This window comes from Sorangium sp. So ce117 (genome assembly GCF_051524395.1).
Taxonomy (GTDB): Bacteria; Myxococcota_A; Polyangia; order Polyangiales; family Polyangiaceae; genus Sorangium; species Sorangium cellulosum_B.
The window spans coordinates 7,466,779-7,482,258 of the sequence record NZ_CP150309.1; the positions used below are offsets into that span (position 1 = coordinate 7,466,779).

General features: G+C 71.7%; 12 protein-coding genes. 1 reads left to right on the top strand and 11 read right to left on the bottom strand.

What is annotated here, in order from left to right; genetic code table 11:
- Positions 1–3: 3 nt before the first annotated feature.
- Positions 4–1,977 carry an ATP-binding cassette domain-containing protein gene (locus WMF46_RS27905; protein ID WP_437979981.1) on the bottom strand — a complete coding sequence of 658 codons (1,974 nt, stop codon included), beginning with the start codon at positions 1,975–1,977 and terminating at the stop codon, positions 4–6.
- Positions 1,978–2,046: 69 nt separating this feature from the next.
- On the opposite strand from WMF46_RS27905, the gene WMF46_RS27910 reads away from it, so the two are divergent.
- Entirely contained in the window at positions 2,047–2,721 is a 675-nt protein-coding gene (locus WMF46_RS27910; RefSeq protein WP_437979982.1) for a hypothetical protein, read from the top strand.
- A gap of 317 nt (positions 2,722–3,038) precedes the next feature.
- Here the strand turns inward: WMF46_RS27910 and WMF46_RS27915 are convergent, their stop codons facing one another.
- The 10 genes from WMF46_RS27915 to WMF46_RS27960 form a co-directional block, all read right to left on the bottom strand.
- Entirely contained in the window at positions 3,039–4,541 is a 1,503-nt protein-coding gene (locus WMF46_RS27915; RefSeq protein WP_437979983.1) for a pyruvate kinase, read from the bottom strand.
- Between the two features lie 220 nt (positions 4,542–4,761).
- Positions 4,762–7,230, bottom strand: a complete 2,469-nt coding sequence (locus WMF46_RS27920; RefSeq protein ID WP_437979984.1) for a SpoIIE family protein phosphatase — start codon at positions 7,228–7,230, stop codon at positions 4,762–4,764.
- A gap of 20 nt (positions 7,231–7,250) precedes the next feature.
- Positions 7,251–7,628, bottom strand: coding sequence for a hypothetical protein (locus WMF46_RS27925; RefSeq protein ID WP_437541851.1), 378 nt, complete (start codon positions 7,626–7,628; stop codon positions 7,251–7,253).
- A complete protein-coding gene (locus WMF46_RS27930; protein ID WP_437979985.1) occupies positions 7,609–8,022 on the bottom strand; it encodes a hypothetical protein in 414 nt (137 codons plus the stop codon). The genes WMF46_RS27925 and WMF46_RS27930 overlap by 20 nt, the downstream gene beginning before the upstream one ends.
- A 283-nt stretch (positions 8,023–8,305) precedes the next feature.
- A complete protein-coding gene (locus WMF46_RS27935) occupies positions 8,306–10,795 on the bottom strand; it encodes a SpoIIE family protein phosphatase (RefSeq protein ID WP_437979986.1) in 2,490 nt (829 codons plus the stop codon).
- Between the two features lie 17 nt (positions 10,796–10,812).
- Positions 10,813–11,190: a hypothetical protein gene (locus WMF46_RS27940; protein ID WP_437979987.1), complete on the bottom strand. Its 378-nt coding sequence runs from the start codon at positions 11,188–11,190 to the stop codon at positions 10,813–10,815.
- Entirely contained in the window at positions 11,171–11,626 is a 456-nt protein-coding gene (locus tag WMF46_RS27945) for a hypothetical protein (protein ID WP_437293108.1), read from the bottom strand. Before WMF46_RS27945 ends, WMF46_RS27940 begins: the two co-directional genes overlap by 20 nt.
- A gap of 177 nt (positions 11,627–11,803) precedes the next feature.
- Positions 11,804–14,287: a SpoIIE family protein phosphatase gene (locus WMF46_RS27950; RefSeq protein ID WP_437979988.1), complete on the bottom strand. Its 2,484-nt coding sequence runs from the start codon at positions 14,285–14,287 to the stop codon at positions 11,804–11,806.
- 20 nt (positions 14,288–14,307) lie between these two features.
- Positions 14,308–14,685, bottom strand: a complete 378-nt coding sequence (locus WMF46_RS27955; RefSeq protein ID WP_012237836.1) for a hypothetical protein — start codon at positions 14,683–14,685, stop codon at positions 14,308–14,310.
- Positions 14,666–15,199 (bottom strand): hypothetical protein, encoded by a 534-nt coding sequence (locus WMF46_RS27960; RefSeq protein ID WP_437979989.1) that lies wholly within the window; start codon positions 15,197–15,199, stop codon positions 14,666–14,668. The genes WMF46_RS27955 and WMF46_RS27960 overlap by 20 nt, the downstream gene beginning before the upstream one ends.
- Positions 15,200–15,480: the final 281 nt, after the last annotated feature.

The following is a 15,480-nucleotide window of genomic DNA, read 5'->3' on the forward strand; positions in this document are numbered from 1 at the left end:
TCGTCAGCCCGCCGCCGACCTCGCGGATCGCTGCAGCGCCTCGGCCAGAAGCGACCGATAGAGCGGCGAGCTCTCGCGGAGGGATTCGTGCGTGCCCATCGCCGCGACCCGACCGCCGTCGAGCAGCACGTTGAACGTCGACCTGAGGAGGTGCGGCGCGTGGGTCACGACGATGGCCGTGCGCCCGGCGGCGACCTCGCACGCCGTGCGGAGGACCGCCTCGGCGGTGGCGCCCGGCAGGCCCGCCTCCGGCTCGTCCAGCACGAAGACCCGCGGCTCGCGCAGCAGCACCCGCGCGAGCAGCAGCCGCCGCGCCTCACCGCCCGACAGGCTCGGAGGTGAGGCGCGCACCTCCGTCGCGAGGCCGCGCGCGGGCCGCGCCTCGCCCTCCGCCGGCGGCGCGCCTGCGAGCTCGTCGAGCTCCACCCGGAGGAGCGCCTCGCGCATGCGCTCCTCCGTGGGCGCGGGCTCGAGGCCGAGCGCCAGGTTGTCCGCGATGCTCCGCTCGAACAGCCGCGCCGATTGCCCCACCACCCCGAACAGCCGCGGGAGCTCCTCGGGCGGGATCTGCCGCAGATCCACGCCCCCCACGGCGATCGCGCCCGACGACGGCTCGTCGAGGCGCAGGAGCAGGCGCAGGAGCATCGACTTGCCGCTGCCGGAGCGACCGCAGACGCCGACCACCGCTCCGGCGGGGATCGAGAGCGACACCCCATCGAGGACGGGGCGGCTCGCGCCCGGCGGCGTGAACGTGACCCCCTCGAAGGCGATCGACAGGGGGCGCCTCGCCTCACCGTCCAGCTGCACGGCGAGGCCGCCGGAGGGGCGCGGAGGGTGCTCGGGCAGGCGCAGCAGCGCGAGCGTCGCGCGCAGCAGGGGGGCGCGCTCGATGAAGCCGGCGCGGAGGGCGTCGAGCGCCTCGAGGCGCGCCATCAGCAGCGGCACCACGAGCAGGAGCTCTCCGACCTCGCCCGCGCCGGCGACGCCGCGAGAGGCCGCGAGCGCGGCGACGATGACGAGCGGCGAGAGCGCCGCGAGCGTGCCCTTGATCTGGCCGGAGACGGCGAGCGCCTGGCCGAAGCGGCGGCGCGCGTCCGCGACCCGGCGCGCGGCCACAGCGAGCTCTCTCTCGGCCTGGGCGCGCGCGCCGAGCAGGCGGAGGTCCTCCGCTCCCGAAAGCGCCTCGCCCACCGCGCCGAAGACGGCCGTGTCGGCGTGCTGCATCTCCCGCATCGCGCGCGCCACGCGGCCCGAGGCCCGGTCCGCCGCGAGGCGCGAGGCCGCGAACAGCGCCGCGCCGCCCGCGAGGACGAGCGCCATGCCGCTCGAGACCAGCGACCCGGCCAGGACCGCGAGCGTCGCGAGCGCCTGGGGCAAGCCGGTCGCGACGGCGATCGCGAAATCGGCGACGAGGCCGGCGTCCCGCGCGATCGCGAGCCGCACGACCTCCGCGCCCCGGACGGGCGGCGCGGGCCCGGCGCTCGGCGGCCGCGGCGCGGGCCCCGCCGCCTGCGCCGCGATGAGCGCGCGCCCGGCGGCGTCCACGTCGCGGGGCGAGGCGGAGAGCGCCGCCCGGAAGAGCGCGACGCGGAACGCGGCGGTGAGGTCGCCGCCGAGCTCCGAGCTCTTCCGGCCCGAGAGCACCGCCAGGGAGGCGGACACGAGCGTGGCGCCGAGCGCTGCGAGGACCACGGCCGCGGGCGGTGCGCCGGCGAGCAGCCGGGCGAGCGCGCCGCCGATGCCGCCCGAGGGCGGCGCCTCGCGCCCGGAGACGGCGCCGATGGCCACGCCGGCGATCGCCGGGAGCAGGCCGGACAGCGCGCCCGCGAGCGACGACAGGGCCACGACGAGGGCGAGGCGCGCGGCGGCGCTGGAAGAGCCGCCGCGCAGGCCTCCCGATGACGACGACATGGGGGACACGCTCCCCTCGCGCAGCGAGCGAAGACCGATCCGCAGGATCGCGAGGAGCGCGCGCATCGACGTGCGATGCCACGGTACACTGCCGACGCCGTTGCGCGCGACGCGCATTCGATCGACCCTTTCCCCGTGCGCACCGCGTTCGTGGCCCTGCTCCCGCTGCTCGCGGCCTGCGAGCGCCCGCCGCCCGCGCCGCCGGCGGGGGCCGACGCCGGGGCGCTCACCCCCTGGGCGCGCGGCGCCGCCGCGTCGCTGGACGACCGCGGCGCCCGCCTCCGGACGGACAGCGCGCCGGCGGTGGGGTCCGTCGAGCCGGATGCGCTCGAGGAGATCCTCGCCGCCGGGCGGGAGGCCGCCTCCAGGCCGGCCGACGGCGTGAGCGTCGCGAAGATCGGCACGAGCACCGGCCTCCCGGCGCCTTCCGCGCTCCCGCCGGAGCCGGCGCCCGCCCCCACCCCTGCCCCCCGCTCGCGCGTCGAGATCGGCGCGCCCCTGGTGCAGGCCAACATGTCGAGCCCGGCGATCGAGAAGGCGGCGCGGGCGCAGCTCTACTGGGACCTCGTGCAGCGCTGCCGCGGCCCGGGCGGGAGCCTGCTGCCGCCTGACGCCATCCGGGTGGAGTTCAACGTCGACGCCGAGGGCTATATCGTGGTGCCGACGATCATCGGGAGTGCGTCCGACCCCCGCTACGACGAGGCGGCCACCTGCATGCGGCGGGAGCTGTCGGGCGCAGCGTTCCGCGCGCCGGCAGGCGCGCGCGGGCTCCCAACCCGGGTCGACGCCACCGTGCCTTCGGTCGACTGAGCGGGGCAACCCACCCGGGTTGGGTCATCCGCACTGGGGACAACCCACCAGGGTTGGGTCATCCGGGCCGCCCATCCGGGCCGCCCACCCAGGTTGGGTCGACCGCCGGACCGCCGGGCTGCGCACCGGGGGCAACCCACCCAGGTTGAGTCATCCGTCCGGGCTGCCCACCCAGGTTGGGTCGGCCGCCGACCGCTGAAAGCGGAAAGCGAACCCGGGTCGGGGCGCCCAACCTGGCCGCCCAACCCGGGTCGGGTTGGGGTCGGGTCGACCGGGGTTGGGTCGACGGTCGACGACGCCTGGTTCGGGTCGACGCCTCAGTCGAGGCGTGAGACCCCGAGCGAACGCATGAGCGCCCGCTTCTTGTCCTGGTGCTCGTGCATCCGGCGGAGGACGTCGACCACGAACGCGACCGTCGCGACGATGTTCTCGCCCTGGTTGAGCATCACGCACTCCGCGCGCGAGCTCATCGCCGCGTCCGTCACCTCCCCGCGGGTCGGCACGCCTGTCTTGTTCAGGCTCTCGAGCACCTGCGTCGCCCAGATCGCGGGGACCAGCCCCGCCTCGCAGAGCCACAGGAGCTCCTCCTGGACCTCCGCCAGCCGCATGAACCCCATCTCGACGGCCATATCGCCGCGCGCGAGCATCACCCCCACCTGCTCGCTGCGCATCGCCGTGAGCAGGAGCCTCGGGAACCGCGCGAACGCGGGCGTCGTCTCGATCTTAAGGACGATCCCGAGGTGAGCCGCCCCGCGCGCGGCGAGCTCCGCCTGGAGGCGCTCCACATCGGAAGGAGACCGAACGAACGAGAGCCCCACCATGTCCGCGTGGCGCGCGATGAAGTCGAGATCCTCGAGGTCCTTCGGCGTGAGCGACGGGATCCCGAGCTCGGTGTCCGGAAAGTTCAGGCCCTTTCCAGGCTTCAGCTTCACGGAGCCCTGGCGCGCGAAATCCACCTCCACGAGCGCGGCGCCTCCGGTCACGAGCTTGACCGTGCCGCCGAGCCGCCCGTCGTCGTAGAACACCCGGTGCCCGGGCCGGAGGTCGTCGACGATCTCCGGGATGGTGCACCCGAGCGCGAGCGCCTCCCCCGCGCCGGTGCTGCCCGCCGAGGGGCGCGCCCGCTTCACGTCCTTGCAGAGCCAGAGCCAGGGCCGCTCACCCCGCTCGGGCAGCGTGACGCGCGCCGGATCCCCGTCGATCTTGCTCACGCGCGGGTTGGGCCCCGCGATGTCGCAGAGCACCTTGCACCGCACCCCGGTCTCCCGTCCCGCCTCCCGGAGCCGCTCGATGAGCCCGGCCCACGCGCCTGCGTCCTCCTTCGCGCAGTTGATCCGCGCGACGTCCATCCCTCCCTCGAGCAGCCGCTTCAGCTCCCCCTTCCGCGCGTCCCCGGGCAGCGTCACCATCACCCGCGTCGTTCGCCCCTGGCGCCCCTCCCCGAGCAGCGCCCGCGCGTGCTCCTCGAGCAGCGCGCCCCCCGACGCGAACGTGGTGGGCGACTCGCCGGGCGGCCGCACCTCGGGGCGCCGCGCGAGCGCGTCGAGCGCCCCGCGCACGGCGTCGAGGGAGGCCAGCGCGCAGCGCTCCAGGCGCCCCAGCGAGCTCAGCCCGAGCGAGGCGAGCTGCCGTTGCAGGTCGCGGATGTCCTGCTGCCGGACAGCGAGGTAATGCAGCAGGTTCGTCGCTCCCGCCCGGTGCTTCGGGTGCACCACATCGACGAGGTGCCGGTTTCGCAGCTCATGCTCGATGGCGCTCGCCCGCAGCGCCTCGACGGCGGCGAGGGCGCGCTCGACAACCTGCAGGTCGGGATAAACCATGGCGCGATCTCCTCCGGGCTCCGGCGCGCGGACCCTCGCGTCCGCTGCGGCGCACCGCGCGCCGCGCGCCGACGAGTCGAGTCCAGCACCGCGCGCCAGGCCAGTCCAGCGCCCCACGCCGTAAGAGCCCCGCCGACGGCAGGACGTCTCCGTTCCTCCACAGCGGCGTCATCGAGCGCCGCATGCCGAGGCGGCGCGACGGCAAGGTCAGCCGCGAGCGCTACGCCGGCGCGCGGTACCGCGCCACGACGACCGTGATGTCGTCGTCCGGGCTCGGGCACCACCCCTCGACCTCCCTCAGGATCCTGTCGCGGATCGCCTCGACCGGCGCGGTCTGCACGGCCTCGATGGCGGTGCAGAGCCGCTCCAGCCCGAACTGCTCGCGGTGCGCGTTGCGCGACTCCGTCACCCCGTCGCTGTAGAGCACGAGCACGTCCCCGTCCTCCAGGACGAACTGGGCGTCCCGCGTCACCTCGTCGATGACGGGCAACACGCCGATCCAGACGCCCGAGCTCGGGATGCACACGCACCGCCGCGTGCGCGCCGAGCACACGATGATGTCGTCGTGCGCCCCGGCGAACGTCACCCGCCCGCCCCGCTCGTACCGGAGCAGGAGCAGCGTCGCGTGCTCGTCCCGCTTCAGGCGGCTGCGCACGTTCTTGTAGAGCGCCTTGTTGAGCGCCGCGAGCAGCTCGCTCGGGCTCGCGCCCGGGTCCCTGCTCGTCAGCGCCGACACCATGCTCTGGATCATCAGCATCACGAGCCCCGCAGCGAGCCCGTGCCCCGCCACGTCGCCGATCCCGAGCCACCCCCCCTCGGGCGTCGCGATGACGTCGTAGTAGTCGCCGCCCACCTCGGCCGCCGGCGTCATGGCCGCGGAGAGCTCCAGCCCCTCGATGTGCAGCTGCTCCGGCACCAGCGTCGTCTGGAGGCGCGCCGCGAGCGCCGTCTCCTGCCGCTCGCTCTCCTGCTCCAGCCGCTCGCGCAGCTCCACCTGACGCACCATCTCCCGGTGCAGCGCCACCGTCTTCACCGCGGAGCCGATCTGGAGCCGCAGCGCGTCGTAGACCATCTCGTTCATGCCGCTGTTCAGCGCCATCACCCCGAAATACTCCGTGTCACCGAACGTGAGCGGCATCACGACGACGCTCGTGCGCTCGCTCGAGCTCAGGAACCCGGGAGGGGCCAGGGAGCGCGACGGGAAGCTCTCGGTCGGCGGCGTCACCGCGTGGCCGTCCTCCATCAGGAACAGCGTCTTCAGGGTGGCTCGCTGGGCGTCGTCGTAGAGCGAGACGGCGGCGCGCGTGAAGTGCAGCCTGGGCATCTCCGAGGCCAGCATGCGCTGGAAGAGGGGCAAGCTCAGGCACGTCGAGAACCACCGCCCGCTCCAGCTCAGGTCGATCGAGGCGACCTCGACGTCGAGGCGCTGCCGCCCCTCGACGCGCACGGACGCGCTCCCGATGAGGACGCGGCACGCATGCCACAGCCGCTCCAGGGCCTCGTTCACGGCGGCGTCGCCCCCCTCCTCGACCGGCCGCCGGAGCCGCGCGCGCAGGAGCGTCACCACGCCCTGGAACAGATCGAGGAACACCCCCTCGCGCCCGGCCGTGTCGAGGACGCGCTCCAGCACGTGCAGGAAGCACCCCTCGTGGCCCTCCAGCTCCTCTTCGAGCGCCGACAGGAGCCCGCCGGCCCAGCCGTCGAGCGACGCGGCCGGGATCCCCACGGCCTGCTCGAGCGCGCGCTCCAGCTCGTCGCGCCGGCCGCCGAGCGACATCGCCCCGAGGCGCGGCGGGTTCGTGCGCGGCCGCATCGCGACCGCCTGGTACGCGCAGCCGCAGGACTCGCGCCGCGTGAGCTCGATCTGCTGCATGTTCCGATCGGGGACGGCCTCGCCGTCGAGCATGCGCACGACCGTCTCGAGCGCGATCTCCCCGAGCCGCTTGATCGGCTGGCGAACCGTGGTCAAGGACGGCTTCGCGTAGCGCGCCACGCCCACGTCGTCGAAGCCGCACACAAGGATGTCCCTCGGCACGTGGAGGCCCCGCGCCTTCAAGAGCTCGATCGCCCCGAGGGCCATGTTGTCGTTCGCCGCGACCACGGCGTCGATCTCGACCCCGCGGTCCAGGATCTCGGCCATCGCGGCGCGGCCCGTGTCGATCGTGAACTGGCCGCTCGCGACGAGGCGCTCGTCGTACGGGATCGCGCGCGCGGCGAGCGCCTTGCGGAACGCGTCGGCGCGGATCCTCGCCTCCTCGTTGTTGACCGGCCCACCGATGTACGCGACGCACCGGCACGCGTGATCGTCGAGCAGGTGGCCGGCCGCCATCTCGATCCCGAGGCCGTTGTCCACGAGGATGCTCGGGATGCCCTCGAGCGGGATCCCGATGCTGCACAGGGGCATCGGCGCGTAATCCTGGCAGAAGCGCTGCACCCCCTCGGCGCCGACGAAATTGCAGAGCGTCGCCGACGCGACCACGATGCCGTCGACCGCCTCCGCGCTGACGAGGCGGTAGATGCTGTTCTGGGCGGCCTCGGAGGGACCGTGGGCGGAGAGCGTCTCCCCGACGGCGATCACGAGGTTGACGTCGTGCGCCTCGGCGGCGCGCTCGACCCCGATCCGCAGCGCGGATTGGTACTCGCCGCGCACATAGTCCATCACGAGGGCGATCGTCCGGCGCTTCTTCATCTTGTCCTGCGGCTCTCCGGTCAGGTGTCCTCGATCGAGACCAGCTCCGGAGACATGCGCTCGAGCGCCACCAGGCTCCGTCTCTGCCATCCTAGCCGCGCGTCCGTGCGGAACTGCACCTTGCACTTCAGCCCCTGGCCCGCGAGCCCGCAGATGAAGCTGATGAACGCTTTCAGGCAGCTCGAGTTGAGAAAGTAAAGAGCCCTTATATCGAACTGCACCGCGCTGATGGAGAGGCGCATGACCTCTCCCTGGAGGGCCTTGAGGCAAAGGCCGAGCGGCGCCGCCGCCGCCATGTCGCCCGTGCCGGTGAGCTTGACGCCGAGGGTGTCGTCCCTCAGGGTCGGCTCGATCCCGAAGCTGTCCGTGACGACAGGCTCAACCCGTAAACCGCTCATCTCCCCTCCATCCCGCAACCGGCGCCTGCGCGATGATCGTCAGCCTGCTCCCCTCGATCGTGTAGTCCACGTCGAGCCCGCCCTCCGCGCGCACCCGCGCGAGGCCGAGCCCGGATACCCCTTCTACCATCGCCGTCTCACAGATGAGTTCGTCATAGTGCTTCACAGGATCGCTCGCCGACCTCAGCGCGGAGAGCCGCCGCTCCACCTCGCGCAGCCGCTCCGGCGACGCCTCGTTCCGCGCGCGGATCACGAGGACCCGCGCGCCCTCGCCCCCCTCCAGCGCCAGCTCGATGCTGACCTCCGGGCCGGACGAGTACTTGATGAGGTTCTCGACGAGCTCGTGCGCGGCCATGTAGAACCGCGAGCTCTCACTCTCATCGTCCAGCACCATCCCACAGAAGCTGGACACCAGCCGTAACACCGCGCTAGCCATCCGTTCACTAGGGAAAAACGTGATGCACAAGAACGGTGAAGCGTCCTGGCTCAGTCCGGAAGCTAACACGGTTCACGCAGCGTACGTAATTCTTGCACCGGATCCAATCCCCCTTGGTCGGCCGTGTGCCCATGTAGGCGAGCGAACGATCGCGAGCGCTCCAGCGCGCTGTTCACGGCGTCCGTCTCGACCGCGCGCTCACCGCTTCGACGGGCGCGCCGGCCGCGCCTCGACCGATGCGTCAGGGCTGCCGGGGGGCGCGGTACCTCGCCACGACGACCGTGATGTCGTCGTCGGGGCTCGGGCACCACCCCTCGACCTCGTTCAGGATCCTGTCACGAATGACCACGACGGATTCTGTCTGGACGGCCTCGATGGTGGTGCAGAGCCGATCGAGGCCGAACTGCTCATGGTGGGCGTCGCGCGCCTCGGTCACTCCATCGCTGTAGAGCACGAGGACGTCGCCGTCCTCCAGGACGAACTCGGCGTCTCGCGTCATGTCGTCGATGGCTGGCAGCGCGCCGATCCAGACCCCCGAGCTCGGGATGCACACGCAGCGGCGCGTCTTCGCGCGGCACACGAGGATGTCGTCGTGCGCCCCGGCGAACGTCACCCGCCCGCTCCGCTCGTACCGGAGCAGGAGCAGCGTCGCGTGCTCGTCCCGCATCAGGCGGCCGCGCACGTTCTCGTACAGCGCCGCGTTGATGGCCGAGATCACCCTGGCGGGGCTCGCCCTCGGGTCCCTGCGCGTCAGCGCCGAGACCATGCTCTGGATCATCAGCATCACGAGCCCCGCCGCGAGCCCGTGCCCCGCGACGTCGCCGATCCCGAGCCAGCCGCCGTCGGCGGTCGCGAGCACGTCGTAGTAGTCGCCGCCCACCTCGGCGGCCGGCTTCATGAGGGCGCAGAGCGAGAGCCCCGCGACCGACAGCCGCTCCGGGACCAGCGTCGTCTGGATGCGCGCCGCGACGACGCTCTCCTGGCGGACCCTCTCCTGCTCCAGCCGCTCGCGCGCCTCCACCTGACGGACCATCTCCCGGTGCAGCGCCGCGGCCTTGGTCGCGGAGCCGATCTGGAGGCGGAGCGCGTCGTAGATCAGCTCGTGCGCGCCGCTGCTGAACACCGCGACACCGAACTTCTCCTCGTCGCCGAACGCGACCGGGAGCGCGATCATGGTCGTGCGCTCCCGGCCTCCCAGGAACCCGTCGGGCGCGAGGCGGCGCGCCGGGAAGCTCGCCGCCGGCGGGTCCACCTCGCGGCCGTCCTCCATCAGGAAGAGCGACCTCATGACACCTCGTTGCGCCTCGGGAGCGTCGTCATACAGCGACACCGCGGCCCGCGATATCCCGAGGACCGGCAGCTCCGACGCGAGCACGCGCTTCAGGCTGGGCAGGCTCAGGCACGTCGAGAAGCTCCGCGCGCTCCAGCTGAGGTACGTCGCCGCGAGCTCCACGGTCAGCCGCCGCTCCCCCTCGACGCGCATCGACGCGCTCGAAATGACCATGCGCGACACGTGCCATAGCCGCTCGAGGGCGTCGTAGAGAGCGACGCCCCCGCCGCCCGACGGCGGCCGGCCGAGCCGCTCTCGGAGCACATCGATCATGGCCTGGAAGTGATCGAGGATGGCGCCCGCGCGCCCCGCCGCGTCGAGGAGCGCCTCGAGCGCGTACCGGAAGCGGCCCTCCCGCCCCGCGAGCTCGTCCTCCAGCGCCGACAGGAGCTCGCCAGGCCAGCCATCGAGCGAGCCAGTCGGGATGGCCACGCTCCTCCTGAGCGCGGTCTCCAGCGACTCCCGCCGCGCCGCGACCAGGGACGCCCCGTCGCGCGGCGTCGAGGCCGACGGCGCGAGCGAGGCGCTCGCCTGGACCCTGCAGCCGCACGACTCACGGCACGTGAGCTCGACGTCGAGGAGCGCCACGTCCTCCACGACCTCGCCGTCGAGCATGCGCATCATCGTGTCCATCGCCTGGGCCCCGAGCCGCTTCATGGGCTGGCGAACGGTGGTGAGCGACGGCTTGGAGAAGCGCGCGATGAAGGCGTCGTCGAAGCCGGACACGAGGATGTCCTGCGGGACGCGGAGCCCCCGCTCCGCGAGCAGCTCGATCACGCCGAGGGCCATCTTGTCGTTGGCGGCGACCACGGCGTCGACCTCTACCCCGCGGTCCAGGATGTCACGTATCGCCACGCGGCCGCTGTCGATCGTGAACGCGCCCGCCGCGAAGAGGCGCTCGTCGAGCGGGAGGCCGCGCGCCGCGAGCGCCCCCCAGTAGGCGTCTGCGCGCGCCTTGGCCTCCTCGTTGTTGGCCGGTCCGCCGACGTACGCGATGCTCCGGCGCCCGTGGACGTCGATCATGTGCCCGACCGAGAGCTCGATCCCGAGGCCGTTGTTCACGATGAGGCTCGGGAGACCGTCGATCGCCATCCCGATGCTGAAGACGGGCAGCGGCGCGTACGCCCGGAAGAACTCGCGCATCCCCTCGATGCCGATGTGATGGCAGAGGGTCGCCGACGCGACGATGATGCCGTCGACCGTCTCCGGGCCGATGAGCTGATAAACGCTGTTCTGGGCCTCCCCCCCCTCGCCGGGCAGCGCGAGCGTCTCTCCGAAGGCGATCACGAGATTGACGTCGTGGGCCTCCGCGGCGCGCTCGATGCCGAAGCGCACCTCGGACTGGTAGTCTCCCCCGACGTAGTCCATCAGGAAGGCGATCGTCCGGCGCTTCTCGCTCATCTCCCGCGGCTCTCGCGTCAGGTATCGGCGATGGAGACCAGCTCCGGAGACATGCGCTCGATGGCCGTCAGGCTCCGCCGCTGCCAGCCCAGCCTCGCGTCGGTGAGGAACTCCACCTTGCACTTCGGCCCCTGGCTCGCGATGCCGGCGATGAAGCTGATGAACGCCTTCAGGCAGCTCGAGTTCAGGAAGTAAAGGGCCCTCACGTCGAACTCGATGGCGCTCACGCGGAGGCGCGCCGCCTCGGCGTGCAGGTCCTTGAGCAGCAGACCGAGCGGCGCGACAGCCGCCATGTCGCCCGTGCCGGTGAGCTTGACGCTGAGGGTGTCCTCCCTCAGGGCCGGCTCGATCCCGAAGCTGTCCATGACGACGGGCTCAACCCTTAAGCTGCTCATCGACCCTCCACCTCCCCACCGGCGCGTGCGCGATGATCGTCAGCTCGTTGCCCTGGATCGTATAGTCCACGTCGAGCCCGCCCTCCGCGCGCACCCGCGCGAGGCCGAGCCCCGACACCCCTTCTACCATCGCCGTCTCACAGATGAGTTCGTCATAGTGCTTCACAGGATCGCTCGCCGCCTTCAGCTCGAAGAGCCGCCTCTCCACCTCGCGCAGCCGCTCCGGCGACGCCTCGTTCCGCGCGGAGATCTTCATCACGCAGGAGCTCTCGCGCTCCTCCAGCGCGAGCTCGAGGCTGACCTTGGGGCCCGAGGAATACTTGATGATGTTCTCGGCGAGCTCGTGCGCGGCCATGTAGAACCGCGAGCTCACGTTGGCGTCGTCCAGCACCATGCTGCAGAAGCTGGACACCAGCCGAAGCACGCTGTTGGCCATACGCTCGCTCGGGTGGAACGAGATACATAGAAACAGTGACCCGTTCGGACTCGGTTCGGACACTGACACGATTGGCGCAGCGTACGTGGTTCTCAACCCGGATCCAATCCCTTCTGCTGACACAGGCGATAGCGCTCATGTAGGAAAGCGGGCGGCCTCGGGCCACAGTTGCCACAGTTACAGTGTTCGAGGCGCGCTGTACCTCGCCACGACCACCGTGATGTCGTCATCGGGGCTCGGGCACCAGCCCTCGACCTCGCCGAGGATCCGGTCCCGGATCGCCTCGGCGGGCGCGCTCTGGGAGGACTCGATGGTGGAGCACAGCCGCTCGAGGCCGAACTGCTCATGGTGCGCGTTGCGCGCCTCCGTCACGCCGTCGCTGTAGAGCACGAGCACGTCCCCGTCCTCCAGGACGAACTCGGCGTCTCGCGTCATCGCGTCAATGGCGGGCAGCGCGCCGATCCAGACGCCCGAGCTCGGGATGCACACGCAGCGGCGGGTGCGCGCGCGGCACACGATGATGTCGTCGTGCGCCCCCGCGAACGTCACCCGCCCGCTCCGCTCGTACCGCAAGAGGAGCAGCGTCGCGTGCTCGTCCCGCTTCAGCCGACCGCGGACGTTCTCGTACACCGCCCCATTCACCGCAGAGAGGATGTCCCCGGGGCTGGCGCGCGGGTCGTTGCGCGTCAGGGCCGAGATCATGCTCTGGATCATCAGCATCACGAGCCCCGCCGCGAGCCCGTGCCCCGCCACGTCGCCGATCCCGAGCCAGCCGCCCTCGTCCGTCGCGAGCACGTCGTAGTAATCGCCGCCGACCTCCGCGGCCGGCTTCATGACGGCGGAGAGCTCGAGGCCCTCGACCGAGAGCTGCGCCGGCACCAGCGTCGTCTGGATGCGCGCCGCGACGACGCTCTCCTGGCGGACCTTCTCCTGCTCCAGCCGCTCGCGCAGCTCCACCTGCCGCACGACCTCCCAGTGCAGCGCCGCGGCCTTGACCGCCGAGCCGATCTGGAGGCGGAGGGCGTCATAGACCATCTCGTTCGCGCCGCTGTTGAGCACCGCGACACCGAACTTCTCCTCGTCGCCGAACGCGACGGGGAGCGCGATCATGCTCGTGCGCTCCCGGCCTCCCAGGAACCCTTCGGGCGCCAGGTGGCGCGCCGGGAAGCTCTCCGCCGGCGGCTCCAGCTCGCGCCCGTCCTCCATCAGGAAGAGCGCCCTCATGGTGGTGCGCTGCGGGTCGTGCGCTGTGTCATAGAGCGACACAGCGACCCGCGAGAACTGCATCCGCGGCAGCTCCGACGCCATCATGCGCCGCAGGATGGGCAGGCTCAGGCAGGTCGAGAAGCTCCGCGCGCTCCAGCTCAGGTAGAGCGACGCGAGCTCCACGTTGAGCCGCTGCTGCCCCTCGGCGCGCACGGACGCGCTCCCGATGACGATGCGCGAGGCGTGCCAGATCCGCTCGAGCGCCTCGTCGAGGACCGCGTCCCGGAGGGCCCCGTGGCCCCGGCGGAACTGCTCGCGCAGGAGCGTGATCATGCCCTGGAAGTGCTCGAGGATCGCGCCCTCGCGCCCCGCCGCGTCGAGGAGCGACTCGACAGCACGCAGGAAGCGGCCCTCGGTCCCCGAGAGCTCCTCCTCCAGCGCCGACAGGAGCAGGCCGGCCCAGCCGTCGAGCGATCCGGCGGGGATCGCGACGCTCTTCTCGAGCAGGCGCTCCAGATCGTCCCGCTGGCCAGCGGACGGGAGCGGCGCGCTCCACGCCTTGCTCTTGGGCGCGCCCGCGGGCTCCACCTGGTACCCGCAGCCGCAGGACTCGCGCAGCGTGAGCTCGACCGGGAACAGGTTGTACTCGGGGACCGGCTCGCCCTCGATCATGCGCACGATCATGTCCACGGCGCGCGCGCCGATGCGCTTGATGGGCTGGCGGATGGTGGACAGCGACGGCTTCGCGAAGCGCGCGATGACGGCGTCGTCGAAGCCGCACACGGGGAGGTCCCTCGGGACGCTCAGGCCGTGCGCCTTGAGCTCCTCGATGGCCCCGAGCGCCATGTTGTCGTTGGCGGCGACAACGGCGTCGAACGCGGCCCCGCGCCCGATGATCTCCCGCATCGCGGCGCGCCCGGTGTCGATCGTGAAGCTGCCGAACGCGACGAGGCGCTCGTCGAAGCGGAGCGAGCGGTCCGCGAGCGCCCGCCGGTAGGCGTCGGCGCGGACCTCCGCCTCCTCGTTGCTCGGCGGCCCGCCGATGTACGCGACGCGCTGGCACCCGTGGTCGTCGACGAGGTGTCCGACCGAGAGATCGAGCCCGAGGCCGTTGTCGACGACGAGGCTCGGGATGCCGTCGATCGCCATCCCGAGGCTGCAGATCGGCAGCGGCGCGTAGGACCGGCAGAACCGCTTCATCCCCTCGATGCCGACGTGGTGGCAGAGCGTCGTCGAGGCGACGATGATGCCGTCGACCGTCTCCGCGCCGATGAGGTGATACATGCTGTTCTGGGCCGTGCGGGCCGCCCCGGGGCAGGCGAGCGTCTCGCCGAAGGCGATGATGAGATTGACGTCGTGCGCCTCGGCGGCGCGCTCGACCCCGAAACGCACCTCGGACTGGTACTCGCCTCGTACGTAGTCCATCAGGAGGGCGATCGTCCGGCGCTTCTTCATCGTGTCCCGCCCTCCTCGCTTCAGGCGTCCGCGATGGAGACCAGCTCGGGGGACATGCGCTCGAGCGCCGTCAGGCTCCGCCGCTGCCACCCCAGCCTCGCGTCCGTGAGGAACTGCACCTTGCACTTCAGCCCCAGGCCCGCGAGCCCGCAGATGAAGCTGATGAACGCCTTCAGGCAGCTCGAGTTCAGAAAGTAAAGAGACCTTACGTCGAACTCCACGGCGCTCACGGAGAGGCGCACCACCTCCGCCTGGAGGGCCTTGCAATAGGAGCCGAGCGGCGCGGCCGCCGCCATGTCGCCCGTGCCGGTGAGCTTGACGCTGAGGGTGTCCTCCCTCAGGGTCGGCTCGATCCCGAAGCTGTCCGTGACGACGGACTCAACCCTCAAGCTGCTCATCTCCCCTCCATCTCCCAACCGGCGCGTGCGCGATGATCGTCAGCTCGTTGCCCTCGATCTTGTAGTCCACGTCGAGCCCGCCCTCCGCGCGCACCCGCGCGAGGCCGAGCCCCGACACCCCTTCTACCATCGCCGTCTCATGGATAAGCTCGTCGTAGTGCTTCACCGGATCGCTCGTCGTCTTCAGCTCGAGCAGCCGCCTCTCCACCTCGCGTAGGCGATCGGTGGAGGCCTCGTTCCGCGCGCGGATCTTCAGGATATAGGAGCTCTCGGCCTCCTCCAGCGCGAGCTCCAGGCTGACCTTGGGGCCCGTCGAATACTTGGTGATGTTCTCGGCGAGCTCGTGCGCGGCCATGTAGAACCGCGAGCTCACATTCGCGTCGTCCAGGATCATCCCGCAGAAACTGGACACGAGCCGCAGCACCGCGCTCGCCATGCGGTCGCTCGGGAAGAACGTGATGCACAGGAACAGCGATGCATTCAGGTTCGGTTCGGACGCGGGCACGATTGCCACCAGCCTACGTCGTTCCCGCAGCGGAGCCAACGCCTTCTGCTCTCGCGCGAGCGCGAGCGCGAGCGCGAGCGCGAGCGCGCGGGTGAGGGCAGACCCTACAATACCGCGCGACGGCGGGCTTTGGCTTTGACTTGCCGCGTCGACCGCGCCCTCACTGGCGCGCTCCTTCACTGGGCGCGCGGCCTCACGGCCGCGCTCCTTCACTGGCGCGCGGCCTCACGGCCGCGCTCCTTCACTGGCGCGCGGCCTCACGGCCGCGCTCCTTCACTGGCGCGCGGCCT

Bases quoted from the DNA above. Each gene is read 5' to 3' on its own strand.
- WMF46_RS27905 (WP_437979981.1), bottom strand. From the start codon at position 1,977: ATGCGCGCGCTCCTCGCGATCCTGCGGATCGGTCTTCGCTCGCTGCGC.
- WMF46_RS27915 (WP_437979983.1), bottom strand. From the start codon at position 4,541: ATGGTTTATCCCGACCTGCAGGTTGTCGAGCGCGCCCTCGCCGCCGTC.
- WMF46_RS27920 (WP_437979984.1), bottom strand. From the start codon at position 7,230: ATGAAGAAGCGCCGGACGATCGCCCTCGTGATGGACTATGTGCGCGGC.
- WMF46_RS27925 (WP_437541851.1), bottom strand. From the start codon at position 7,628: ATGAGCGGTTTACGGGTTGAGCCTGTCGTCACGGACAGCTTCGGGATC.
- WMF46_RS27930 (WP_437979985.1), bottom strand. From the start codon at position 8,022: ATGGTGCTGGACGATGAGAGTGAGAGCTCGCGGTTCTACATGGCCGCG.
- WMF46_RS27935 (WP_437979986.1), bottom strand. From the start codon at position 10,795: ATGAGCGAGAAGCGCCGGACGATCGCCTTCCTGATGGACTACGTCGGG.
- WMF46_RS27940 (WP_437979987.1), bottom strand. From the start codon at position 11,190: ATGAGCAGCTTAAGGGTTGAGCCCGTCGTCATGGACAGCTTCGGGATC.
- WMF46_RS27945 (WP_437293108.1), bottom strand. From the start codon at position 11,626: ATGGCCAACAGCGTGCTTCGGCTGGTGTCCAGCTTCTGCAGCATGGTG.
- WMF46_RS27950 (WP_437979988.1), bottom strand. From the start codon at position 14,287: ATGAAGAAGCGCCGGACGATCGCCCTCCTGATGGACTACGTACGAGGC.
- WMF46_RS27955 (WP_012237836.1), bottom strand. From the start codon at position 14,685: ATGAGCAGCTTGAGGGTTGAGTCCGTCGTCACGGACAGCTTCGGGATC.